The organism is Heyndrickxia sp. FW510-T9 (assembly GCF_058781025.1).
This window is the reverse complement of the sequence record NZ_JBYSWK010000016.1, coordinates 11,794-36,149: the sequence shown is the minus strand read 5'-3', so window position 1 is coordinate 36,149 and position 24,356 is coordinate 11,794. Positions and strand designations below refer to the sequence as shown.

General features: G+C 36.9%; 24 protein-coding genes. 23 read left to right on the top strand and 1 reads right to left on the bottom strand.

What is annotated here, in order from left to right; genetic code table 11:
- Positions 1–264 precede the first annotated feature (264 nt).
- Together rpoE and pyrG are read left to right on the top strand one after the other, a co-directional pair.
- Positions 265–858 carry a DNA-directed RNA polymerase subunit delta gene (gene rpoE, locus AC3WJF_RS10570; protein ID WP_492451896.1) on the top strand — a complete coding sequence of 198 codons (594 nt, stop codon included), beginning with the start codon at positions 265–267 and terminating at the stop codon, positions 856–858.
- A gap of 439 nt (positions 859–1,297) precedes the next feature.
- Positions 1,298–2,896, top strand: coding sequence for a CTP synthase (pyrG, locus tag AC3WJF_RS10565; protein ID WP_492451894.1), 1,599 nt, complete (start codon positions 1,298–1,300; stop codon positions 2,894–2,896).
- A 43-nt stretch (positions 2,897–2,939) separates the two neighbouring features.
- On the opposite strand, the gene AC3WJF_RS10560 is transcribed toward pyrG, so the two are convergent.
- Positions 2,940–3,464 (bottom strand): DUF2529 family protein, encoded by a 525-nt coding sequence (locus AC3WJF_RS10560; RefSeq protein ID WP_492451967.1) that lies wholly within the window; start codon positions 3,462–3,464, stop codon positions 2,940–2,942.
- Between the two features lie 557 nt (positions 3,465–4,021).
- Between AC3WJF_RS10560 and AC3WJF_RS10555 the strand changes: the two genes are divergently transcribed.
- The 21 genes from AC3WJF_RS10555 (at position 4,022) to upp (ending at position 24,289) form a co-directional block, all read left to right on the top strand.
- The gene (locus tag AC3WJF_RS10555; RefSeq protein ID WP_492451892.1) at positions 4,022–4,399 is read left to right on the top strand and encodes a response regulator; all 378 of its coding nucleotides are present in this window, start codon (positions 4,022–4,024) and stop codon (positions 4,397–4,399) included.
- Between the two features lie 210 nt (positions 4,400–4,609).
- A complete protein-coding gene (locus tag AC3WJF_RS10550; protein ID WP_492451890.1) occupies positions 4,610–5,467 on the top strand; it encodes a class II fructose-bisphosphate aldolase in 858 nt (285 codons plus the stop codon).
- Between the two features lie 266 nt (positions 5,468–5,733).
- Positions 5,734–6,375, top strand: coding sequence for a fructose-6-phosphate aldolase (fsa, locus tag AC3WJF_RS10545; RefSeq protein WP_492451888.1), 642 nt, complete (start codon positions 5,734–5,736; stop codon positions 6,373–6,375).
- A 179-nt stretch (positions 6,376–6,554) separates the two neighbouring features.
- The gene (gene murA, locus AC3WJF_RS10540; RefSeq protein ID WP_492451886.1) at positions 6,555–7,838 is read left to right on the top strand and encodes a UDP-N-acetylglucosamine 1-carboxyvinyltransferase; all 1,284 of its coding nucleotides are present in this window, start codon (positions 6,555–6,557) and stop codon (positions 7,836–7,838) included.
- A 142-nt stretch (positions 7,839–7,980) separates the two neighbouring features.
- The gene (glpX, locus tag AC3WJF_RS10535; protein WP_492451884.1) at positions 7,981–8,946 is read left to right on the top strand and encodes a class II fructose-bisphosphatase; all 966 of its coding nucleotides are present in this window, start codon (positions 7,981–7,983) and stop codon (positions 8,944–8,946) included.
- 489 nt (positions 8,947–9,435) lie between these two features.
- The gene (gene rho, locus AC3WJF_RS10530; protein WP_492451882.1) at positions 9,436–10,719 is read left to right on the top strand and encodes a transcription termination factor Rho; all 1,284 of its coding nucleotides are present in this window, start codon (positions 9,436–9,438) and stop codon (positions 10,717–10,719) included.
- Between the two features lie 193 nt (positions 10,720–10,912).
- The gene (rpmE, locus tag AC3WJF_RS10525) at positions 10,913–11,113 is read left to right on the top strand and encodes a 50S ribosomal protein L31 (protein ID WP_492451880.1); all 201 of its coding nucleotides are present in this window, start codon (positions 10,913–10,915) and stop codon (positions 11,111–11,113) included.
- A 461-nt stretch (positions 11,114–11,574) separates the two neighbouring features.
- Positions 11,575–12,192: a thymidine kinase gene (locus AC3WJF_RS10520; RefSeq protein WP_492451878.1), complete on the top strand. Its 618-nt coding sequence runs from the start codon at positions 11,575–11,577 to the stop codon at positions 12,190–12,192.
- 96 nt (positions 12,193–12,288) lie between these two features.
- Entirely contained in the window at positions 12,289–12,687 is a 399-nt protein-coding gene (locus AC3WJF_RS10515) for a hypothetical protein (RefSeq protein WP_492451876.1), read from the top strand.
- A 300-nt stretch (positions 12,688–12,987) separates the two neighbouring features.
- A complete protein-coding gene (prfA, locus tag AC3WJF_RS10510) occupies positions 12,988–14,058 on the top strand; it encodes a peptide chain release factor 1 (RefSeq protein WP_492451874.1) in 1,071 nt (356 codons plus the stop codon).
- 11 nt (positions 14,059–14,069) lie between these two features.
- On the top strand, positions 14,070–14,933 hold the full coding sequence (prmC, locus tag AC3WJF_RS10505; protein WP_492451965.1) for a peptide chain release factor N(5)-glutamine methyltransferase: 864 nt from the start codon (positions 14,070–14,072) through the stop codon (positions 14,931–14,933).
- Between the two features lie 265 nt (positions 14,934–15,198).
- A complete protein-coding gene (spoIIR, locus tag AC3WJF_RS10500) occupies positions 15,199–15,951 on the top strand; it encodes a stage II sporulation protein R (protein ID WP_492451872.1) in 753 nt (250 codons plus the stop codon).
- 113 nt (positions 15,952–16,064) lie between these two features.
- Positions 16,065–16,511 carry a GNAT family N-acetyltransferase gene (locus tag AC3WJF_RS10495; protein WP_492451870.1) on the top strand — a complete coding sequence of 149 codons (447 nt, stop codon included), beginning with the start codon at positions 16,065–16,067 and terminating at the stop codon, positions 16,509–16,511.
- A 196-nt stretch (positions 16,512–16,707) separates the two neighbouring features.
- Positions 16,708–17,769: an L-threonylcarbamoyladenylate synthase gene (locus tag AC3WJF_RS10490; protein WP_492451868.1), complete on the top strand. Its 1,062-nt coding sequence runs from the start codon at positions 16,708–16,710 to the stop codon at positions 17,767–17,769.
- Positions 17,770–17,864: 95 nt separating this feature from the next.
- The gene (locus AC3WJF_RS10485) at positions 17,865–18,416 is read left to right on the top strand and encodes a manganese efflux pump MntP (RefSeq protein ID WP_492451866.1); all 552 of its coding nucleotides are present in this window, start codon (positions 17,865–17,867) and stop codon (positions 18,414–18,416) included.
- 301 nt (positions 18,417–18,717) lie between these two features.
- Positions 18,718–19,152, top strand: a complete 435-nt coding sequence (locus AC3WJF_RS10480) for a low molecular weight protein arginine phosphatase (protein ID WP_492451864.1) — start codon at positions 18,718–18,720, stop codon at positions 19,150–19,152.
- 13 nt (positions 19,153–19,165) lie between these two features.
- On the top strand, positions 19,166–20,452 hold the full coding sequence (locus AC3WJF_RS10475) for a methyl-accepting chemotaxis protein (RefSeq protein WP_492451862.1): 1,287 nt from the start codon (positions 19,166–19,168) through the stop codon (positions 20,450–20,452).
- Positions 20,453–20,763: 311 nt separating this feature from the next.
- Complete coding sequence (rpiB, locus tag AC3WJF_RS10470) at positions 20,764–21,210, top strand: ribose 5-phosphate isomerase B (protein WP_492451860.1); 447 nt, start codon at positions 20,764–20,766, stop codon at positions 21,208–21,210.
- Between the two features lie 18 nt (positions 21,211–21,228).
- Positions 21,229–21,777, top strand: coding sequence for a TIGR01440 family protein (locus AC3WJF_RS10465; protein WP_492451858.1), 549 nt, complete (start codon positions 21,229–21,231; stop codon positions 21,775–21,777).
- Between the two features lie 299 nt (positions 21,778–22,076).
- The gene (glyA, locus tag AC3WJF_RS10460; RefSeq protein ID WP_492451856.1) at positions 22,077–23,318 is read left to right on the top strand and encodes a serine hydroxymethyltransferase; all 1,242 of its coding nucleotides are present in this window, start codon (positions 22,077–22,079) and stop codon (positions 23,316–23,318) included.
- Between the two features lie 341 nt (positions 23,319–23,659).
- Entirely contained in the window at positions 23,660–24,289 is a 630-nt protein-coding gene (upp, locus tag AC3WJF_RS10455; RefSeq protein ID WP_492451854.1) for a uracil phosphoribosyltransferase, read from the top strand.
- Positions 24,290–24,356 lie beyond the last annotated feature (67 nt).

Sequence of the window (24,356 nt, the reverse complement as noted above, 5' to 3'; positions counted from 1 at the left end):
ACAAGGTTCTTGCACATTTGTATGTTGCATATGACTAAAAAACAGGTAAAATGAATATTGAATTAATAGATAAATATTGATGATAAATGGTGTGCGTACATACTCTTTAGGGAAAAAAAGTTTCCAAAGAACATTGAAAGGGTATCCTTGCTAGCATAATTGTTATAAATTTGTTTATAATGGTAAATATGTATTTTGCCCTAATGATGTTTTTTTTGCCTTTTTTCACTCTAATGAGTGTAAATATAGAAAGGAAGTGCGAAGTTGAGTTTAAAGCAATTAACAAAAGAAGATTTAAATGAAATGTCACTAATCGAGCTTGCTTATCAGCTAATGGAAGAAAAAAAACAAGCATATGCTTTTTCAGATCTAGTTGATGAAATCGCTGAAATGATGGAATTATCAAAAGACGAGATACGTTCACGGATGGTACAATTTTATACGGATTTAAATATTGATGGACGTTTTATTAGCTTAGGTGAAAATCGTTGGGGACTTAGAACGTGGTACCCATATGATCAAATTGATGAAGAGGTAGCTCCAGCAGTCAAGTCTAAAAAGAAAAAGGCTAAGAAGGTTTATGAAGAAGAAGATGAAGATATTGATTTAATGGACGAAGACTTAGATTACGATGATTTAGATGAATTTGAAGATGATGACTTAGAAGAAGATGAAGATGATGGATTCGTTGATTTGGATGATGATGACGATGAAGATGACGATGCATTTGAAGAAGACGATGATTTAATCAGTGAAGATGAATATGATCTTGATGTTGACGAAGAAGATGATGTAGACGAGGAAGATGAAGACGAGGACGAAGAAGACTTCGATGAGGATGAAGAAGAAGATAAATAATCCACTTGACTTCTTTCTTATAGACAGGTAGTATTTTATTTGGGCTCCTTACGAGTGAATTTGAAGTGCAAATTTCACCAAAAGGAACTGATAATATATTAATTACGCTCCCCTTGCATTTTTGTGAGAGGGGGCTTTTTTTGTTTTTAAGAGGAAAAGGGACAGAGCGCATCGTCCCGATCTCGGGAAGATTATTCGAGATGTGGCTCAGGTCTGTACGCTGAAGTATTGTTCCGTAGCGTATTCTGGCGTACTTACACCACCTTGTTTTAACTAACACTTAGGATAATGATATATATTTGATTTGCTCCTATTCGTGTGAGTTGATATCTTGTACACCAAGCATTGCACAAGAAAAGAAGATGTGAATACGGACCCGGAAGTGTATCAAAATCATTACCTGAGGAACAATAACTTTTAACTAGAAGGGGGAAAAATTGTGACAAAATACATCTTTGTAACAGGCGGTGTAGTATCTTCTTTAGGAAAAGGGATAACTGCTGCATCATTAGGTAGGTTACTAAAAAATCGGGGTTTAACCGTTACGATACAAAAATTTGACCCCTATATCAATGTCGATCCAGGGACGATGAGCCCTTACCAGCATGGTGAAGTATTTGTTACGGATGATGGTGCTGAAACAGATTTGGATTTAGGACATTATGAGCGTTTTATCGATATTAATGTTACAAAATATAGCAGTGTAACTACCGGAAAAGTATACTCCGAGGTTTTGAGAAAAGAGAGACGTGGAGAATATTTAGGTGGAACAGTACAAGTTATCCCACATATTACAAATGAAATCAAAAGCAGGGTTTTCCGCGCAGGAGAAGCTACCAATGCGGATGTAGTTATTACTGAAATTGGCGGGACTGTTGGTGATATCGAATCATTGCCGTTTCTTGAAGCAATTCGTCAAATCAAAAGCGACATTGGCCGTGATAATGTGATGTACATCCACTGTACTTTAGTACCGTTTATTAAAGCTGCGGGTGAAATGAAAACAAAGCCAACCCAGCATAGTGTTAAAGAGCTGCGCAGCTTAGGAATTCAGCCTAATATTATTGTTGTAAGAACAGAAATGCCGATTTCACAAGATATGAAGGATAAAATTGGGTTGTTCTGTGATATTGACCCTAAGGCTGTTATCGAATGTCGTGATGCCGATACATTATACTCTATTCCGCTTGCATTACAAGAGCAGAACCTAGATCAGATTGTTTGCGATCATTTGAAGATTCAATGCCCTGAAGCTGATATGACTGAATGGATTCAGCTTGTGGAAAGAGTAAGAAACCTTAAAAGGTCTACCAGAATTGCTCTCGTTGGAAAATATGTAGAATTACAGGATGCCTATCTTTCTGTCGTTGAAGCTTTAAAACATGCTGGATATACATTTGATGCAGATGTTGAAATTGATTGGATCAATGCAGAGCACGTAACACCGGAGAACGTAAAGGAATTATTAAAGTCTGTAGATGGAGTATTAGTTCCTGGCGGTTTCGGTGATCGCGGCGTCGAGGGAAAAATCCTTGCAATTCAATATGCTCGTGAAAATAAAATTCCTTTCCTCGGTATTTGTTTAGGAATGCAGCTTGCATCCATTGAATTTGCACGAAATGTACTTGGATTAGAAGGAGCTCATTCCGCTGAAATCGATCCAACCACAGCTTATCCGATCATTGATCTATTACCTGAACAAAAAGAAATTGAGGATCTTGGTGGTACATTAAGATTAGGCTTATATCCTTGTAGATTAGAAAAGGATACAAAAGCATTTGAAGTATACGGGAACGAAATTGTATACGAACGACATCGTCATCGCTATGAATTTAATAATCATTACCGTCAGCAAATGGAAGATGAAGGTTTTGTATTCTCTGGAACAAGTCCAAATGGACGTTTAATTGAAATTATCGAATTAAAAGACCATCCGTGGTTTGTTGCATCACAATTTCACCCAGAATTCACTTCAAGACCGACAAGACCACAGCCATTGTTCCGAGGATTTATCGAAGCTACGTTAAATAATAAATAATGAAAAGGGATAGGAAATAATATTTCCTATCCTTTTTCTCTCTTTACATCTCATCTTCAAGGTACTCAGACATAATCTCATCTAATTGAAACTTTATACAATGATATATAAATAGTCCGACTAATGCTGATGGAAATCCCACTCTATCACCAGTTTCTGAAGGAAGCATTGGTTTTAGTAAAGTCGTATTGATATTCACATCTGCCAAGTCTGCTAAATCTTCTTCTTCACTTTTTACCTTGCCTGCGATGGAAGCGAAAGGAATACCTTTTTCTCTTAATTCTTTCGCAAGTACAATAGCTTCAGTGTCCGTGGTAAAACGTGAAATAATCAAAACACGGTCTGTGTCTGTTAAGTCTTCTGAATGCTGGAATGGAGCTGCAAATTTTAAAGGCTCTTCTCCAAAAAAGGCTTCCCTGCATACAGCTTCCATTTCTGTAAACCCTTTAATATAAATTGTTCCTTCACCAATGGATGCTTGTGCTAATAGTCTTGCCGTATCCTCAATGGAATTCTCCTCTTTCTCAAAAATTCGTTGTTGTAATCCATTTAATTGCGTTAAAAACATTTTCAACAAGGTTTAACACACCTTTCTAATAGGTATAAAATCATTTGGGTCCAGTGTTGTCTGGAGTACGTCCTTACCTTATATGCATTGCTTTCACATTTTTAATTATTGTCCAAGGTTGTTTTTGTGCAAATTGTTCTTTTTGATCTACGTCCAAAATACTAAAACTGTCGAATACTCTTTTCTTAATTAGATCTTCATTCTAAACCTAATTAGGGGTGTTTGTGTGGTTTTCTTGTATTAAAAAGCAACAATATTTAAGTAAAGAGTCTTGTCCAAATAAAGAAATGGAAAGCCTTTAACATTTAGCAGGAGAAATACATACTTAAATAGAACTATATTTAGAAGAATAATACAATTAATATCATATGACAAAGTGAAATACTCAAATGAAGAGCGGGGGTTTGATCAATAGACCTAAGTATTTATTTAATTACAATACACATAGAATAAAGTGAAAAGTAATAAACTAGATGGACAAATCCATGACTTCTCTAAATAGCTAAACTATTAAGAAGACTATACATATTTTCTGCAGAATATTAGGGGGTAAAAAAATGGGAGAAGAGAAAGAAAAAATACTGATCGTAGACGATCAGTTTGGCATTCGTATTTTACTTAATGAAGTCATGCAAAAGGAAGGTTATCGCACTTTTCAAGCAGCCAATGGTGTACAAGCACTAGATATTACAGAAAAGCATTCGCCTGACCTTGTTCTATTAGATATGAAAATCCCTGGAATGGATGGGATTGAAATTTTAAAGAGGATGAGGAAAATCGATCCGGAAATACGTGTGATCATCATGACTGCTTACGGAGAATTAGATATGATCCAAGAAGCAAAGGATTTAGGTGCACTTACACATTTTGCAAAACCATTTGATATTGATGATATTCGTTCAGCAGTAAGACATTATTTGCAACCAGAAAAATAATAAACTCCATAGATGTTTTATTATACAAATAATAACTATTATAAATTTTCCTTCTTCAAAATCTATGTCTTCCATATTGGTAAAAAAAGCATCAGTTTGATATGATGAAATTGCCAAATAAACTTGTATGAAGTCAAAATGTTTGTGAATGATAATGATGATAAGCATTGTTGGAAACATTTTGAACAGTCTCGAAGGAGGAATTTAGTTATGCCGTTGGTTTCAATGAAAGAAATGCTTAATAAAGGAAAAGATGGCCATTATGCGGTAGGTCAATTTAATATTAATAACCTAGAGTTTACTCAGGCTATTCTTTTAGCTGCACAAGAAGAAAATTCACCAGTAATTCTTGGAGTTTCAGAAGGTGCTGGTAAATATATTGGTGGGTTTAAAACGGTTGTAAAAATGGTTGAAGGCTTAATGGAGGACTATAAAATTACCGTACCTGTAGCAATTCATCTTGATCATGGTTCAAGCTTTGAAAAATGTAAAGAAGCTATTGATGCTGGTTTTACTTCTGTTATGATTGATGCTTCTCATCATCCATTTGAAGAGAATATTGAAATCACTTCAAAAGTAGTTGAATATGCACATGCAAAAGGTGTTTCTGTAGAAGCTGAGCTTGGCACTGTTGGTGGTCAAGAAGATGACGTAGTGGCAGATGGAGTAATCTATGCTGATCCAAACGAATGCCAGGAATTGGTGAAACGTACTGGGATAGATACACTAGCACCTGCTCTAGGTTCCGTTCATGGTCCTTATAAAGGTGAACCAAACCTTGGATTCAAGGAAATGGAGGAAATCGGAAATGCTACTGGACTTCCATTAGTTCTTCATGGGGGAACAGGAATTCCAACAAAGGATATTCAAAAATCGATTTCATTAGGAACAGCCAAAATTAATGTTAATACAGAAAATCAAATTGCGTCTGCAAAACGCGTTCGTGAAGTTTTAGAAGCAGACCCTAATGTGTACGATCCGCGCAAGTACTTAGGACCTGCACGTGATGTTATAAAAGAAACAGTTGTTGGTAAAATTCGTGAATTTGGTTCATCTAATAAAGCATAAATCTTATTTTTAGCATAATTTATACAACCTTAGAATAAACATCAATGAGAAACCGCCTATTAACGGGCGGTTTCAGTGTATTAAAAGAAAAGCGAAGCTGTCTGTTCACGACGTACAAACTATTGAAATTGAAGTGCAGATTTCACTCCGAGCGATGAGTCAATGTTGACTTATCGTAGGAAGGAGACCAGAAGTTTGCTAGGCGGTGTAGCTGGACAAATAGACAAGTTTTCACAGACAAAATTTTAAGACTTGGAGTGGGATAAATGAAATTTTTCATAGATACAGCAAATATGAAAGAAATCGAAATGGCATACGAACTAGGAATCATTGCTGGAGTTACTACAAATCCATCTTTGGTAGCGAAAGAAAATATCTCATTTGAAGATCGATTAAAGGAGATTACGGCGTTAGTTCCGGGATCTGTTAGTGCAGAAGTAATTGCACTTGATGCAGAAGGAATGATTAAAGAAGGAAGAGAACTAGCAAAGATTGCACCAAACATAACTATCAAAGTTCCGATGACACCTGAAGGTTTAAAAGCAGTAAGTGTTTTTTCAAAAGAAGGAATCAAAACCAATGTTACCCTCATTTTCAGTGCTAATCAAGCACTTATGGCTTCAAGAGCAGGTGCTTCTTATGTATCACCTTTCCTAGGCCGTTTAGATGATATTGGTCAAGATGGTGTAGAACTTGTTCGGACCATTGCAGAGATATTTGCTATTCACGAAATAAATACAGAAATTATTGCTGCTTCTATTCGTCATCCACAACATATTACGGAAGCTGCATTAGCTGGAGCTCATATTTCCACAGTGCCATACAAAGTAATTATGCAACTATTTAATCACCCATTAACCGAAAAAGGGATTGAGGCATTTTTGAATGATTGGAATAATCGCAAATAAAATTATTGCCTCATCACTAGTTAATTGGAATTGTGTAAAAATATACCGAAAAAGGTAAACAATATTTTTTACATGTTTTTTGAAATTTAGTTTATACTAACAACGATACTGTCTTTTTTATTGTGAAAATATTTAGTAAATAAATCCATTTACTATAAAACCATGGAAGGGAGTTTAAAATGGAAAAGCTTAAAATTGCAGGGGGGTACCCACTAAAAGGCACTATAAAAGTCAGCGGTGCAAAGAATAGTGCAGTTGCCTTAATACCTGCCACTATTTTAGCAGAATCCCCTGTAACAATTGAAGGACTACCTGATATTTCTGATGTACAAATATTAAAGTCATTGTTAGAAGAAATAGGTGGAAACGTTACATTTGAAAATGGTGACATGATGGTAGATCCAAGTTCAATGGTTTCCATGCCGCTTCCAAATGGTAAGGTTAAAAAATTGCGAGCTTCCTATTATTTAATGGGAGCAATGCTTGGTAAGTTTAAAAAAGCTGTTATCGGATTACCAGGTGGTTGTCATTTAGGACCACGACCAATCGATCAGCATATTAAAGGTTTTGAAGCCCTGGGAGCAAAAGTTACGAATGAACAAGGTGCAATATATTTACGTGCAGATGAATTGATTGGAGCACGTATTTATTTAGATGTAGTCAGTGTAGGTGCAACGATAAATATTATGCTTGCCGCTGTAAAAGCAAAAGGGAAAACCATTATTGAAAATGCAGCAAAAGAGCCTGAGATTATTGATGTTGCTACTCTTCTAACCAATATGGGAGCGAAGATCAAAGGTGCTGGAACGGATGTAATTCGGATAGAAGGCGTTGAAAATCTTTCTGGCTGCAGACATACGATCATTCCTGATAGGATTGAAGCAGGGACATATATGATTTTAGGTGCAGCTGTTGGCGAAGGTGTCCTAATTGATAATGTCATTCCACATCATATGGAGTCTCTAATTGCAAAATTAAGAGAAATGGGCATTCCGATAGAAACTGGCGATGAACAAATCTACGTAGGAAAAGGTGAACAATTAAAGGCTGTTGATATAAAAACACTAGTTTACCCTGGTTTTCCGACTGATTTACAGCAGCCGTTTACCTCTCTTCTTACTCGCGCAGGCGGATCCGCTGTTGTAACGGATACAATTTATTCTGCTAGATTTAAACATATTGATGAATTAAGAAGAATGAATGCAAACATAAAGGTAGAGGGTAGAGCAGCTATTGTGAATGGACCTATTACATTACAGGGAGCAAAAGTGAAGGCTAGTGATCTTCGTGCAGGCGCAGCTCTTGTGATAGCAGGTCTGATGGCAGAAGGGATAACTGAAGTAACAGGTCTTGATCACATTGATAGAGGATATAGCAATTTAGTGGAAAAACTAAACGGTTTAGGAGCTACGATTTGGCGCGAAAAATTGACAGAAGAAGAAATTGAGCAGCTGAAAAATTAATCCATCTATTATTCCCTACTAATTATGTTAATTGGAATAACACATTAAAAACGTATTGTGTTATAATAAATACATAAATGTGTTATACAATTAAGACGATCTGATAATAATTTGTTTAATAATTTAGTAGGGGGAAATAGATATGGAACGTAGTTTATCAATGGAGCTAGTTCGAGTCACAGAAGCTGCTGCGCTTGCCTCTGCAAGATGGATGGGACGCGGTAAAAAGGATGAAGCGGATGATGCTGCGACATCAGCAATGCGCGATGTCTTTGATACGATTCCAATGAAGGGTACAGTTGTCATTGGCGAGGGAGAAATGGACGAAGCACCAATGCTCTATATCGGTGAAAAATTGGGCACTGGTTACGGACCACGTGTTGACGTTGCTGTGGACCCACTTGAAGGTACAAACATTGTTGCATCTGGTGGTTGGAATGCTCTAGCAGTTTTAGCCGTTGCCGATCATGGAAACCTCCTTCACGCACCGGATATGTATATGGAAAAAATAGCTGTTGGTCCAGAAGCAGTTGGACAAATAGATATCAATGCTCCTATCATTGATAATTTAAAAGCAGTTGCAAAGGCAAAGAATAAAGATATAGAAGATGTTGTGGCGACAGTTTTAAATCGCCCAAGACATGAACATATAATAGCCCAGCTCCGCGAAGCAGGCGCTCGAATTAAATTGATTAATGATGGAGATGTAGCTGGTGCCATTAATACTGCCTTTGACCATACTGGTGTAGATATTTTATTCGGCTCAGGCGGAGCTCCAGAAGGAGTTATTGCTGCAGTTGCTTTGAAATGTCTAGGCGGTGAAATTCAGGGTAGACTTGTTCCCCAAAACGAAGCAGAAGTGGAACGTTGTAAAGGCATGGGATTAGATGTTCACAAAGTATTAAGAATGAGTGATTTAGTTCGTGGCGATGATGCTATTTTTTCGGCTACAGGTGTAACAGACGGAGAATTACTGCGTGGTGTTCAGTTTAAAGGCTCTTACGGATCAACGCATTCCATTGTAATGCGTGCCAAATCAGGAACGGTTCGATTTATTGAGGGCCAGCATAGTTTGAAGAAAAAGCCGAATCTTGTTATAAAATCATAGTAAGTGAGATCTAGGGTGGTACGCTGGATTAGTGGCCACCTTGACATAAACCCATTTCATCGATGCATCTCAATTTTTAGCTTCAACAAGTGAGAAAGAGGTTTAGAAAAGTCCCTTCCTTTCACTATTTATTACAATTCCTTCAATATATATTGATTCTTTTTAAAAAATATGGTTAAAATAGATATTGTTTTAAATTTTTTTTCTGTATACATTATTTCTTTTTCGTAATTTGTTCAACATATTAATATAGTTTAATTTCGGGGCATTTTTTCATTCAATTATTCGTTCTAACGAAGATGGAAGAAATGAATAGATTTTCGAGTAAAGAAATAATAAAGTTTAAGAAAAGAGCATTTGTTAAAATGAAATAATAAGAAAGCTTTTTATGTACTCCATAAACTTCTTAATATTCAGTCTCTTCAAACAATACGAAAAAACTATTCCTACCAATAAAAATTTCAAAAAATATAAAAGTGTGGTGTTTGTATGGAAGGTTTATCAATTACAAGTCTTGAAAATATGACCTTAAAAGAGTTGTATTCATTAGCTCGTGAATATAAAATTTCATATTATAGTAAATTGACAAAGAAGGAACTTATTTTTGCTATTTTAAAAGCTAGAGCAGAGCAAGAAGGCTATTTCTTTATGGAAGGTGTTCTTGAGATTATCCAGTCAGAGGGATTTGGATTCTTAAGACCGATTAACTACTCTCCAAGCTCCGAGGATATCTACATTTCAGCATCGCAAATTCGCAGATTTGATTTACGTAATGGGGATAAAGTATCTGGTAAAGTTCGACCTCCAAAAGAAAATGAACGATACTATGGTTTATTACATGTTGAAGCCGTGAATGGAGATAATCCAGAATCTGCGAAGGAACGCGTTCATTTCCCTGCCTTGACGCCACTATATCCTGATCGTCAAATTAACTTAGAAACAACTCCTACAAAGCTTTCTACTAGGATTATGGATTTAATTGCACCGGTTGGTTTTGGACAACGTGGATTAATTGTTGCGCCACCAAAAGCAGGAAAAACAATTTTATTAAAAGAAATTGCTAATTCAATAACAGAAAACCATCCTGATGCGGAATTAATTGTCTTATTAATTGATGAGCGACCAGAGGAAGTAACCGATATTGAACGCTCCGTTGCAGCAGAGGTAGTTAGTTCAACATTTGATGAGGTTCCTGAAAATCATATTAAAGTAGCTGAATTAGTGCTGGAACGTGCCATGCGTTTAGTAGAGCATAAGAGAGACGTTATTATCCTTATGGATAGTATTACTCGCTTAGCGCGTGCATACAATTTAGTCATTCCTCCAAGTGGACGAACTCTATCTGGTGGTATTGATCCTGCAGCATTTCATAGACCTAAACGATTCTTCGGAGCTGCACGTAATATCGAAGAGGGTGGTAGCTTAACGATTCTTGCTACTGCATTAGTAGATACAGGCTCCAGAATGGACGATGTGATTTATGAAGAGTTTAAAGGAACAGGAAACATGGAACTTCACTTAGATCGCTCGTTAGCAGAGAAACGAATATTCCCTGCTATTGATATTCGTCGTTCCGGTACGCGTAAAGAGGAATTATTAATACCAAAAGATCATTTGGACAAGTTATGGGCTATACGTAAATCTATGACAGATTCACCGGATTTCGCAGAGAAACTTTTACGTAAACTTAGACAAACGAAGACTAATCAGGACTTTTTTAATTTATTGACGGTGGAAATGAAGAAAACTACTTCAGGTCCAGGGAAGAGATAAATATAAATAGAAAATATTGATCATGGATAAGTATGTAAGTAAATTGGAAATGATTTATTGTATTGCACAGTTGCATTTCGATAGAGTGCTTGCTATAATAAATTCATGTGTTTATGTAAATTCTTGCGAGAATTATTCGCAAAAGAATATATAACTCTGTCTCGAATGATTCAGGGCAAAGGAGATGAAAAGAATGAAAGCAGGTATTCATCCTGATTACAAAAAAGCTCTAGTTAAATGTGCTTGTGGTAATGAATTTGAAACTGGTTCAGTAAAAAATGAGATTCGCATCGAGGTATGTTCTGAGTGCCATCCATTCTATACTGGTCGTCAAAAATTTGCTTCTGCAGATGGACGCGTTGACCGCTTCAATAAAAAATACGGTCTTAAATAAGAAAAGCGTAAGCGCCTTGATCATCGGCGTATGGATTTCGTAGTCTTCGACTGAGATAAAGGAAACACAGTAAGGTAGTTCACGAACTGATGTTGACTTATCGTAGGGAGGAGACGGAGAAATCCACTAGCCGATAGGCGTTGAAGCTAGACAATAAGAATAGTTTTAAGCATTGTGCTTGAAGCTTGATAACTAGAAAAACAGGCAAGAGTGCTTGCCTGTTTTTTATTTCGCATAAATTTAATAAAGGCTCTTTTCTTAACCTTTATTGCTCTTGCATAAAAGAAATCTAGTTAACAACTTTATTTAGATTAAAAATGAATAAACTTTATAAGAAAAGATGCCCCGAAGCTAGTCCTAATTTAGGATTTAAAACAAAATACGAAAAGCAACAATTTATATGAAAACAGTCTTAATCAATGTACGATAATTGGTTAGATTAGGGGAGGATGAACGGAAGAATGTATATTTTGAATCACCATACTGGTTGGATCGAAGTCATTTGTGGAAGTATGTTTTCCGGAAAATCGGAGGAATTAATCAGACGAATTCGTCGCGTACAATTTGCGAAGCAGGAGATTCTTGTTTTTAAACCGCAAATAGATAATCGCTATAGCGAGGAATCAGTAGTATCACATAATGGAACTACTGTTATTGCCCATCCGATTGAAATGGCAAAAGACATGTATAATTTTATCCATGAAAAAATTGATGTCATTGCGATTGATGAGGCACAGTTTTTTGATGCTGATATTGTGGATGTTGTGCAGTCTCTAGCAAACAAAGGCTATCGTGTTATTGTGGCTGGTCTTGATCAGGACTTTCGTGGAGAACCATTTGGACCAATGCCAAAGTTAATGTCGATTGCTGAACAAGTGACAAAATTACAAGCAGTTTGCACTATTTGCGGCTCCCCTGCGAGTAGGACGCAAAGATTGATTAACGGCAATCCAGCCTGTTATGAAGATTCGGTTATTTTAGTTGGTGCATCGGAAGCGTATGAAGCTCGCTGTCGCCACCATCATGAAGTACCAACCGGAAAGAGCGTACAATTAGAACAAATGATGAAATCGAAATAAACCTTCTATTTTGGAGGTTTATTTTTTTTGTCTTTCTTTGTAATCAGGATAAATTATCAAGAAATTTTCATAATAAGCATATGGAGGTGTTTTTTTATGTGGAAACAAATCGTATGCTTTTTACTATTTCTTCTATTAACTGCTGGATGTAGCTTCCCACATAAAGAGAAGAAGGCTGAAAACAGTGGACAGAATCAAATAAAATATCAGCGATTAAGTTCAGATTCTGCCAAGAAAAGTCAACAGCAGGTGGATTTATCTGGACAACCAAAGACTATAGGGACAGAAATAAATATGGCGAAAAATGTTATTAGATCATACAAGGAGTATAAGCTCGTTTCGGTTTCTATAAATGGGAATAATATGTGGATAACAGCCCATACAAGGAATCGTATGAACACGCATGAAAGAATGAGAAGAGAAGCGGATGTTACTCAAAAAATCAAGCAGGTACTCCCACAGTATAAAATAAATGTGAAACTGGAAGAAAAATAGCATAACTGACGCCTAGATTATATACTATTGTCTGGCGTAAACAGACATCGGCTAGCGGCTTTCTCCGTCTCCTCGTTTTTCGGGTAAGGGCATCAGGTGAAATTGGGAGTACAAATTTCGCTTGGTAAAATTAGAGTGCCAATTTCACTCATTCGTACGCAGATGAACAAGCCGCTTTCGCTTTTCTTTATAGTCGCTTTACGGTAGTTACTGAGTATTATATAATAATACTGTTATGGAAAAAATGTATGTAAAGCAACAGTCCCTTATGAAAGGGATATATGATAGAGGTGAAGTGTCATGTTTGATCGATTACAAGCAGTGGAGGATCGTTATGACAAGCTAAATGAGCTTTTAAGTGATCCTGCAGTTATAAATGATACAAAAAAGTTAAGAGAATATTCAAAGGAACAATCAGATATTCAAGAAACGGTTCATGCATACCGAGAGTACAAGGAAGTAAGTCAGCAATATAAGGATGCCAAAGCGATGCTGGAGGATAAGCTTGATCCAGAAATGCGCGAAATGGTAAAGGAAGAAATCAATGAACTTGAGGCGCAAATTCAAAATCTCGAAGAACGAATGAAGATTCTTCTTATTCCAAAAGATCCTAATGATGACAAGAACGTTATTATGGAAATCCGCGGGGCTGCCGGAGGAGATGAAGCAGCACTATTTGCTGGGGACTTATATCGTATGTACAGCCGCTATGCGGAGTCACAGCGCTGGAAAATTGATGTGATTGAAGCAAGTTCTACAGGCGTTGGCGGATATAAGGAAATCATTTTTATGATTAATGGCCAAGGGGCTTATTCAAAATTAAAGTTTGAAAATGGCGCCCATCGTGTTCAACGGGTTCCTGAAACGGAATCAGGAGGTAGAATTCATACTTCCACTGCTACTGTAGCGGTTTTGCCTGAAGCGGAAGAAGTAGAGGTTGAAATTCACGAAAAGGATATTCGGGTTGACACGTTTGCATCCAGTGGACCTGGTGGACAGAGCGTTAATACAACCATGTCAGCAGTTCGTTTGACACACTTGCCTACCGGAACCGTTGTTTCCTGCCAGGATGAAAAATCCCAAATTAAAAATAAGGAAAAAGCGATGAAGGTATTAAGGGCGCGTGTCTATGATAAATTCCAGCAAGAAGCACAAGCGGAATACGATGCGAACCGTAAATCAGCTGTTGGAACTGGGGATCGCTCTGAACGTATTCGTACTTATAATTTTCCACAAAATCGTGTTACAGACCACCGTATTGGTTTGACGATTCAAAAGCTTGACCAAATTCTTCAAGGGAAGTTTGATGAAATTATCGACGCATTAATTTTAGAAGACCAATCCAGTAGACTTGAAAGTGTGGATGAATAATGGTTCAGCACATTAAAGTGTTCGAAGCCCTTAAATGGGCTTCTTCTTTTTTACAAGAAAATGACCGTGATGCAAATGCTGGTGAAATCCTCCTTTGCCATTTATTAAATAAATCAAGAGCTCAACTTTATGCAGATGTGAGAATGGAACTTCCTGAAGATATACAAATGAAATTTGAGCATGCGGTTAAGGAGCATGTTGAAGGAGTGCCAATTCAGCACATCATTGGGTATGAGGAATTTTACGGAAGGAAATTTCAAGTAAGTGAGCATGTTTTGATACCAAGACCGGAAACTGAGGAGTTAGTTATCGGAGCGATTCAACGAATTAAAGAGCACTTTGTAGAGGAAAGAGAATTAAAAATGGTCGATGTAGGAACTGGAAGCGGAGCCATTGCTGTCACCATGAGACTGGAATGTCCGAATCTATCTGTTGCGGCTACGGATATTTCCTTGCAAGCATTAAATGTCGCAAAACAAAATGCTCAAATACTGAATGCTGACGTAATTTTTAGTCAGGGAGATTTGCTAAAACCGATTATAGAGCATGAAGAAAGAGTGGATATTGTTCTTTCTAATCCTCCTTACATTCCAAACAGGGACGAAAAGGATCTCTCTGTAGTAGTTAAAGATCACGAACCGCATCTTGCCTTATTCGGTGGTGAAGAAGGACTAGACTTTTATATTCGGTTTATGGAGGAACTTCCATTAGTCATCAACAATAGGGCTTTAATAGGTTTTGAAATTGGGGTTGGCCAAGGAGAACAAGTAGCAAAGCTATTAAAAGAAACCTTTTTAGACAGCATTGTGGAAATTGTAAATGACATAAATGGGAAAGACAGAATGGTGTTTTGCAGGATACCGGGTTCTAAGTAACCCGGTATTTTATTTTATAAAAAAGATATCATCCTGAATTATTCATAGCTTTAATCTAAACCGACCAAAAATGTAATAATGAGCAGCGATTTAAAGTAAGACAAAACTAGCTCAAGATGTCCTTTATAAGGTTCGTTTTGGTTTTCACCTTTTGAAGAATGTGCTCCTATGAATAATTCGAGTAAATATAAAAATGTTTAAGTTTACTAGTTTAAGATTCCCTTATTTTGTCCACACTGTTTTTAAGAAGGATGGTGTGGGGAAAATGAAAAACAAATCAATTGCATGGATTTATATCGTTGTTTTATCACTTAGTACAATATTAAGTTTATATATACCGGAGCAAGAAACTGCCGCAAAGGATACAATTGTCATTCCTAAGGAAGCGATTAGGCTGCGAATACTAGCAAATAGTGATACACCTGGAGATCAAGCATTAAAGAGAGAAGTAAGGGATGAGGTAAACAAAAATATTACGAACTGGGTGCAAGATATTGATTCTATTAAAACCGCACGCAAAGTAATTAAATCTCATCTATCGGATCTTGAACAAATTGCAATGACGGTTGTCAAAAAGGAAAATAGCAACCAATCAGTCAAAGTAGAATTCAGCCATGTCCAGTTTCCTACAAAGCTATATGGCCAATATTTATATCCTGCTGGAGAATATGAAGCAATCCTAATTACACTTGGTAAAGGCGAGGGGGCAAATTGGTGGTGTGTCCTATTTCCGCCGCTATGTTTTTTGGATTTTTCAAATGGTGTTGCCGTAAGTCCGGGAATTGATGAAAGTAATCATACTAAAATGGAAACTAGTTCAAAAAGCAAAACAAAAGCGAAAGTGGATGAACCAGTAAAAGAAGCAAACAATAATCAAAATAATACAGATTCAACAGCATCAGATATTAAATCGGAAACTACAGTAAGTGATTCCAAATCTCCAGTGTATACAGCGGAAAAAGATGACGAAGTACAAGTAAAATTTTTCATTGTAGAATTATTTAAAAAGTTATTTTAGAAAGCTCTATATTGGGCTTTCTATTTTTTTGTTCTAATTTGTTTCTCTTCACATATGGATGAAGTATAGAAGTTTACTAGATTCCATCTAATAGTTAGGAGAGGTATAAGAAAATGGTAGAGATTATTCGACAAGCGGAAAGTGTGGATGTGGATAAAATCATTTCTTTTTTAGCGAATGCGAAATTAAACTGCGATGGAATTAAAGAAATGATTGACTATTTTGTTTTAAGTGAGGATGATGAGGGAAATATAACATCGGTATTAGGAATGGAGCCTGTTCAAAGTATTGGAGTTCTTCGTTCGCTCGCTGTTAGTTCCTCTGTTAAAGAAGAAGGGCTTATACAACTTTTTCAACATGTGTATAACATAGCGAGAAGTAAGAAGTTGTCCACATTAATGTTAATTACCAATAAAGAAGCATTTATCCCGTTGCTTCAATTCATGGGTTTTGAACGAATTGCGCATGATTCTGTTCCAAAAGAGCTGGAGTATTCCAGCCATGTAAAGCATGTATGTGTTTTAGATGGTGTATTTTTCATGACAAGGGCTATTAAATAGCAAAAATTAATTCACATAATTCCCAATAGTTATCCACTGTTTTTTGTGTATTTATCCACAGTATGTGGATAATGGTTGTTCAAATCTGTTGTATTCAGTATAATTTTTTCGAAAATGGTCTAGACAATTCGACAAATATCTATTTTTTCCTATAAAATAAATGTAGATGTGTCATAAATAGAAAAGGTGAAAAGAAATGAAAACATTAGAATGGAATGTGGATAACCATGTGGGTAATTTGGGAAATAATCCACAGGTTGTGGAAGCGGCAAATTTGTTAAAACAAAATGAAGTCATTGCCTTCCCGACCGAAACAGTGTATGGATTGGGAGCAAATGCTACTTCTGATGAAGCAATTGCTAAAGTATTTGAAGCGAAAGGACGACCAAGTGATAATCCGCTCATTGTACATATTGCGGATTTTTCTCAATTACATGATTTAGTTTTAGACATTCCGGAAAAGGCCGAAAAATTAATGAAGAAATTTTGGCCGGGACCTTTAACGATCCTTTTCAAAGTAAAACCTGGATCACTGTCCAAAAAGGTAACGCCCGGTTTAGATTCAGTAGGTATCAGAATGCCTGATCATCCGCTGGCATTGGCTCTTATAAAAACAGCTAATTTGCCGATTGCTGCACCAAGTGCAAATAGTTCTGGAAAGCCAAGCCCTACAACTGCTAAGCATGTATGGGAAGATTTATTTGGTCGAATAGCTGGAATTCTCGATGGCGGTGAAACTGGGATTGGGGTAGAGTCAACGGTTGTTGATTGCACCGGCGAAGTACCAATTATTTTACGTCCCGGCGGTGTGACGAAAGAAGCGATGGAAAGCGTAATTGGGAACGTGGAATTAGACCCTGCTTTACATGAGGATGTAAAGTCAAAGCCAAAAGCTCCGGGTATGAAATATACACATTATGCACCAAATGCACCTGTTTATTTGGTAGATGGTACACCGGAATTTATTCAACAACTGGTGAAGAAAAGTCATGCAGAGGGCTTAGTGGTTGGAGTTATTGCAACGGAAGAAACTGCTGATCTGTATGATGCTGATTATGTGCGGGCTTGTGGAAAACGTCAAGATTTATTAACCGTGGCAAATAAGCTTTATGACACATTACGATCCTTCAATAGTAAAAATGTAGATATTATTTATTCGGAAGTTTTCTCACCTGTTGGTGTAGGACTTGCTGTTATGAACAGACTGGAGAAGGCGGCTGGCCACAAATGGATATATGAAAATAAATCTACTAAATAAGTTGAGGATTTAAACGGATTTTTTGCTCAATGATTCTAAACCAACTTCGGAATGCATAAGTATTCAGTAGGCATGTCCGAAGGAGGAAATAATATATGACAGAAGTCATCGCAGAATTATTCACATTAATGTTAATGGCCTTTGCGCTTGGGATGGATGCATTTTCAATAGGAATAGGAATGGGAATGTTTCAGCTCTCGTTTAAACAAATATTTTATATTGGAATAACGATTGGGTTTTTTCATGTTTGGATGCCTCTAATTGGGATGCTTGCAGGACATTTCTTATCCGATACATTTGGGACCATAACGAAATATATAGGCGGGATATTAATCATAGTATTAGGTATACAAATGATCATTACTAGCTTTAAAAAAGAAGAAAGAAATCTGATAAAGCCTGAGGGCATTGGACTCTTGCTTTTTGCGTTTAGTGTAAGTTTGGACAGCTTTTCAGTTGGTTTGTCACTTGGAATATTTGGGGCGCGCACAGCCGCAGTTGTAATTTGCTTTGGCATTGCTGCAACTATTCTTACATGGGCAGGACTCATTATTGGACGAAAAGCACAAGGCCTACTAGGTACATATAGCGAAGTTTTAGGTGGTAGCATCCTTTTTGCCTTTGGAATTAAATTGCTTTTACCATAGGTGTAAATTATGCAGCTTTTTTAGACGAAAACCTTAATTACTTTCTTCATTTTGATTAAGAACGGAAATCTACTTTACGAAATGATACCTTGAAACTAAGTTCACATTAGAATTAAAATAAATGTACAAAAATCAGCAATTTATTGAGAGCAGTATTACTTCAAAGAAACACACTGGAAGGTGTGTTTCTTTATATTTATTCACAAAATATTTTTATTTTTTATCGGAAACCGACTTTGGAAACCAGGACTTTTCCACTATAATAAAAACAAATTCCTCAAGATCTGGAGGTTGTGACACATTGAACATTTTATTTATATGTACAGGAAATACTTGCAGAAGCCCGATGGCAGAAGCTATTTTAAAAAATAAAAAAATGGCCGATATAAAGGTTAGATCTGCAGGGATTTTTGCTTCTAATGGGAGCAATGCCTCAGAGAATGCACTAAAGGTCCTTCGAGAAAATAATATCCATCATCAACATACATCTAAAATGCTAACAAATGATGATATTAATTGGGCAAATTATATTTTTACTATGACAGAAGGCCACAAAGAATCAACCGTGTTCCAATATCCGATTGCTGCAGATAAAACATTTACCTTAAAGGAATTTGTTTACGATTCTAAAGTGGATATGGATGTAAATGATCCTTATGGAGGGAATCTTGAAATTTACAAAGGAACGTATAAAGAGTTGGAAGAGCTTATTAAAGAGATGATGAAAAAATTATGAAAGAGGTATTTAAATGGGGAAAAAGCGGTATAAATTCAGCCTGCGGAAAAAACTTGTTTTATTTGTTACGATTTTAGCTATCATTACATATTCAACTAGTATGTTTTGTCTTGATTTTGTGTATAGTCATTTTGCTACTAAAATGGACGAATCATTATTTACCATCATCACTTTATTATTAGGAATTATTTGGACAGGTATATTAGCTTTTCTTGTAGCTGGTTTTATCACCAAGCCACTTCAGCGATTAGAAAAAGCGGCAATTAGTGCCAGTCACGGAGATATTCATACAGATGTAATCTTACCGAAGACAGATGATGAAATTCGCTCGTTAGGTGTAGCGTTTAATGTAATGCTTACAAATTTGAGAGAAATGGTACATAGTATCGAGGATAATTTTCAAAAAACGAATGAAAATGTTATTACTATATCCGAAAAAGCTTCAAGTGCTAACAAACAAGCTGAAGGAATTGCCCTAACAATTGGTGAGATTGCCTCTGGAGCGGAAAGTTCAGCAATTGCCATTCAATCAACAGCAGAATCTGCTCAAGATATGATTCGTATTGCAGAGCAGGTTCAAGAAAATGCAAGATCATCTGAAAGAGTTTCAACAGAAATGTTGGAAGAATTAAAAGAAAGCCAGGAAGTTGTATTTTCCCTTGTGAATGGAATTGAAAAACTTGCAAAAGAGAACCATGAATCTTTGCAAGCTGTTAAGAGATTGGAGGACAATGCAAGAGAGGTAGAACAAATTATTTTACTTGTAGGGGATATTGCGGCCCAAACAAATCTTTTAGCATTGAATGCATCAATCGAAGCTGCACGTGCAGGCGAACATGGAAAAGGATTTGCTGTAGTAGCGGAAGAGGTACGGAAATTAGCAGACGAAAGTGCCAAGGCGGTACAAGGCATTACTGAATTAATTCACCGCATTCAGCAAGAAGTGGAAAGTGTTGTCAAACATATTTCAAGTCAAGTAGATTCTGCTAATCAAGAAGCGGAAAAAGGAACAAAAACAAATCAAGTAATTGAAAAGATGACAGAAATCATTCACGAAGTAGCCGATAAAGTGAAGGGTATCTCTGGTTTAGTGGATAGTCAAATGGAAAGCATTCAGCTTACCTCCCAACAATCACAAGAGGTTGCAGCGATTGCAGAGGAAACTTCTGCTGGAGCAGAAGAAGTAACAGAAGCAACGAAAGAACAAGCGGATGTCATGGAAACGATTGATCAATTAGTATTTGATTTGCAAGGTCACGCCGAAAAATTAAAAGGAACCATATCGCGTTTTCACTTATAAAATAAGCAGTCTAGGTATTTGCCTAATTAACAGACCAAATCGCATATTGATTTGGTCTTATCTTTTTGTTTCCTTAACTTCGAGGACACCAGATCCGTTATTTCATATAATAGCAGTGATTTCCTATAGTTTTTTCATACATAGCGTACTCTGTGTCCGCTTATCCCTTAAATTTAGGTGATTTATTAAAAATAAGGGAATCTGTGTCCTTTTATAAACTCACAAAGCGATAAGTCTATAGTACTTTCTTATTTATATTTTCATCTGTTTATGTAAAAATTAAGGAAGAATAAGAAACGGGGGATTACAAAATGAAAATAGCATTAGCATCTGATCATGGTGGAATTCATATTCGTGAAGAAATGAAAGCACTACTAGAAGAAATGGGTCTTGAATATGAGGATTTTGGCTGTGAATGTGAGGATTCAGTTGATTATCCTGACTATGCACTTCCTGTTGCCGAAAAGGTTGCAAACGGGGAGTTTGATAGAGGTATTTTAATTTGTGGAACCGGTATCGGCATGAGTATTTCCGCGAATAAAGTAAAAGGGATTCGTTGTGCCTTAGTACATGATGTATTCAGTGCAAGGGCAACTCGTCAGCATAATGATAGTAATATGTTAGCGATGGGAGAAAGAGTTATTGGCCCGGGACTTGCTAGAGAAATTGCAAAAGTATGGCTGACAACAGAATTCGAAGGCGGACGACACTCACGTCGTATTGAAAAATTAACAAACTATGAGGAAAAGCACTTATAAATAAGGGGGCTTCCCGTTATGACAAGTGAATTACAACAAATAGAGAAGGAGTTACAAACCATTTTAAATGACTTCTCTCAGCAAGTTACAGTTAAGACAGGTCAGATCTTGGTAATTGGCTGTTCCACTTCCGAAGTAATAGGAGAAAGAATAGGCACCTCGGGAACCTTAGAGGTAGCCTCTTTAATTTACAATAACCTTTATTCTTTTGCTAATAAACATGGGATTCATCTTGCCTTTCAATGCTGTGAGCATTTAAACCGTGCGCTTGTTGTAGATAGAAAAGTAGCGGAGCGTAAAGGCTGGGAAGAGGTAGCTGTTATTCCGGTCAGAAAAGCGGGCGGGGCAATGGCGACTTATGCATATGAACATCTTGAGGATCCACTACTAGTCGAATTCATACAAGCTGAATTAGGAATTGATATAGGAGATACCTTTATAGGAATGCATTTAAAACATGTGGTGATTCCTGTCCGTGCCTCGATAAATCAAATTGGATCTGCGCATGTCACCTTAGCGAAAACACGTCCGAAGCTAATTGGCGGCGTACGAGCAGTATATGAATAATCGCTTTAAAAGGAGGTTTTGCTAAATTGCAGAATCTCCTTTTATTTTTCTACTTTGTCCAACCCTCCCCTATTCAGCTAATTTCGTTATTTTATGTAATAATCTTGTCAATTTAGCGTTTAATCCCGCAAATCATGACTTTAGACTTGTATCCATCACACGACAACTATAAATCTCCAATGGGAAAGACCGCGATTTTTATTATAAATGAAACATTCCAAAATCATCGCCATCTTTCAAAAAATTATGTTAGAATAAAAAAGTATTTTCATACTGATATTTGCACAAGGGGGATTAAGATGAACAACATTGCCCAACAAGATAAAGCAGTTTATCAAGCTATTTCCGACGAACTTGGTCGTCAACGGTCAAAAATTGAATTAATAGCTTCTGAAAACTTTGTAAGTGAAGCAGTTATGGAAGCGCAAGGATCAGTGTTAACAAATAAATATGCTGAAGGATATCCTGGTCGCCGTTATTATGGTGGCTGTGAATACGTAGATGTTGTAGAGGATCTTGCACGTGATCGTGCGAAAGAGATTTTCGGCGCAGAGCATGCCAATGTACAACCTCATTCTGGCGCACAAGCAAATATGGCAGTTTATTTTACTATTCTAGAGCAAGGAGATACCGTTCTAGGAATGAACTTATCACATGGCGGACATTTAACACATGGGAGTCCTGTGAATTTTAGCGGTATTCAATATAACTTTGTTGAATACGGTGTAGATGAAACAACACACTGTATTAATTATGATGATGTTTTGGAAAAAGCACGTACACATAAACCGAAATTAATTGTAGCTGGTGCAAGTGCTTATCCTCGTGAAATAGATTTTAAGAAATTCCGTGAAATTGCGGATGAAGTTGGCGCATATTTAATGGTGGACATGGCTCATATTGCCGGTCTTGTCGCTGCGGGAATTCACCCAAGCCCAGTACCTTATGCAGATTTCGTTACAACTACTACTCATAAAACATTACGTGGCCCTCGCGGCGGAATGATCTTATGTAAAGAAGAATATGCAAAGAAAATTGATAAATCCATTTTCCCTGGTATCCAAGGTGGTCCACTAATGCATGTCATTGCTGCAAAAGCGGTTGCATTTGGGGAAGCACTTCAAGATAGCTTTAAAGACTATGCTGAAAAAGTGGTAGAGAATGCGAAACGTTTAGCGGAATCTTTAAAGAAGGAAGGCTTAAACCTTGTATCCGGAGGTACGGATAATCACCTTCTATTAGTAGATGTTCGTTCTTTAAACATCACTGGAAAAGTTGCAGAAAAAGTTTTGGATGAAATTGGCGTAACGGTTAACAAAAATACCATTCCATTTGAAACGGAAAGTCCATTTGTAACAAGCGGTATTCGTATCGGTACTGCTGCTGTTACATCAAGAGGATTTGGTCTTGAAGAAATGGATGAAATCGCATCCCTAATCGCCTTCACATTAAAAAATCATGATAATGTGGAAAAATTAGAAGAGGCTAGCACTCGTGTAGCTGAACTTACAAGCAAGTTTTCGCTTTATCCAAATAAATAATATCAAATGCGGAAGCGACTTGCTCATCGGCGTACGGATTTCGTAGTCTTCGACTGAGATAAAGGAAACACAGTGAGGTAGTTCACGAACTGATGTTGACTTATCGTAGGGAGGAGACGTAGAAATCTGCTAGCCGATAGGCGCTGAAGCTAGACGTAGATAACTTTTTGAAAATTTATCTACATAGTTAAATTTTATTATTTCTTATATAACAAAATTACTATTTGGAGTTAGCTCAAGGAGGTCAACCCTTGAGGTCTAACTCCTTTTTCGTGTAAAATTGGATTGGTGAAATGAAGTACGATAATAATATGTTTAATACATAAAAAGGAGAATCATTCATGAGTAATGTTTATGTAATCGATCACCCTCTCATTCAACACAAACTAACCATCATCCGTGATAAAAATACAGGAACTAAAGAATTTCGTGAATTAGTCGACGAAGTTGCTACTCTGATGGCATTTGAGATTACTCGAGATATGCATCTTGAAGAGATTGAGATTGAGACACCAGTATGTAAAGCAAAAGCAAAAACACTTTCAGGGAAAAAAATTGGAATTGTTCCGATTTTGCGTGCTGGACTTGGAATGGTAGATGGTGTATTAAAGCTCATTCCTGCGGCTAAGGTAGGTCACATTGGTCTTTATCGTGATCCTGAAACATTGAAGCCTGTTGAATACTATGCCAAGCTTCCGAACGATGTAGAGGAGAGAGATTTTATCCTTGTCGATCCAATGCTTGCGACCGGAGGATCAGCAGTGGAGGCGATCAATTCTTTAAAAAAACGTGGAGCAAAAAACATTAAATTTATGTGTCTTATTGCCGCCCCAGAAGGAGTAGAGGCAATCAAGCAAGAACATGATGATGTTGATATTTATATTGCTGGCTTAGATGAAAAGTTAAATGATCACGGCTATATTGTTCCGGGTTTAGGTGACGCAGGAGATCGACTATTCGGAACCAAATAACATTGGTATAAGGCTCTTTTCTTAAACTATGTTGCTTTTTTAGACGGAAATCTGATGAACATCCTTA

Excerpts from the sequence above, each read along its gene's own strand:
- AC3WJF_RS10560 (WP_492451967.1), bottom strand. The coding sequence starts at position 3,464 with ATGTTTTTAACGCAATTAAATGGATTACAACAACGAATTTTTGAGAAA.
- AC3WJF_RS10555 (WP_492451892.1), top strand. The coding sequence starts at position 4,022 with ATGGGAGAAGAGAAAGAAAAAATACTGATCGTAGACGATCAGTTTGGC.
- AC3WJF_RS10550 (WP_492451890.1), top strand. The coding sequence starts at position 4,610 with ATGCCGTTGGTTTCAATGAAAGAAATGCTTAATAAAGGAAAAGATGGC.
- fsa (WP_492451888.1), top strand. The coding sequence starts at position 5,734 with ATGAAATTTTTCATAGATACAGCAAATATGAAAGAAATCGAAATGGCA.
- murA (WP_492451886.1), top strand. The coding sequence starts at position 6,555 with ATGGAAAAGCTTAAAATTGCAGGGGGGTACCCACTAAAAGGCACTATA.
- glpX (WP_492451884.1), top strand. The coding sequence starts at position 7,981 with ATGGAACGTAGTTTATCAATGGAGCTAGTTCGAGTCACAGAAGCTGCT.
- rho (WP_492451882.1), top strand. The coding sequence starts at position 9,436 with ATGGAAGGTTTATCAATTACAAGTCTTGAAAATATGACCTTAAAAGAG.
- rpmE (WP_492451880.1), top strand. The coding sequence starts at position 10,913 with ATGAAAGCAGGTATTCATCCTGATTACAAAAAAGCTCTAGTTAAATGT.
- AC3WJF_RS10520 (WP_492451878.1), top strand. The coding sequence starts at position 11,575 with ATGTATATTTTGAATCACCATACTGGTTGGATCGAAGTCATTTGTGGA.
- AC3WJF_RS10515 (WP_492451876.1), top strand. The coding sequence starts at position 12,289 with ATGTGGAAACAAATCGTATGCTTTTTACTATTTCTTCTATTAACTGCT.
- prfA (WP_492451874.1), top strand. The coding sequence starts at position 12,988 with ATGTTTGATCGATTACAAGCAGTGGAGGATCGTTATGACAAGCTAAAT.
- spoIIR (WP_492451872.1), top strand. The coding sequence starts at position 15,199 with ATGAAAAACAAATCAATTGCATGGATTTATATCGTTGTTTTATCACTT.
- AC3WJF_RS10495 (WP_492451870.1), top strand. The coding sequence starts at position 16,065 with ATGGTAGAGATTATTCGACAAGCGGAAAGTGTGGATGTGGATAAAATC.
- AC3WJF_RS10490 (WP_492451868.1), top strand. The coding sequence starts at position 16,708 with ATGAAAACATTAGAATGGAATGTGGATAACCATGTGGGTAATTTGGGA.
- AC3WJF_RS10485 (WP_492451866.1), top strand. The coding sequence starts at position 17,865 with ATGACAGAAGTCATCGCAGAATTATTCACATTAATGTTAATGGCCTTT.
- AC3WJF_RS10475 (WP_492451862.1), top strand. The coding sequence starts at position 19,166 with ATGGGGAAAAAGCGGTATAAATTCAGCCTGCGGAAAAAACTTGTTTTA.
- rpiB (WP_492451860.1), top strand. The coding sequence starts at position 20,764 with ATGAAAATAGCATTAGCATCTGATCATGGTGGAATTCATATTCGTGAA.
- AC3WJF_RS10465 (WP_492451858.1), top strand. The coding sequence starts at position 21,229 with ATGACAAGTGAATTACAACAAATAGAGAAGGAGTTACAAACCATTTTA.
- glyA (WP_492451856.1), top strand. The coding sequence starts at position 22,077 with ATGAACAACATTGCCCAACAAGATAAAGCAGTTTATCAAGCTATTTCC.
- upp (WP_492451854.1), top strand. The coding sequence starts at position 23,660 with ATGAGTAATGTTTATGTAATCGATCACCCTCTCATTCAACACAAACTA.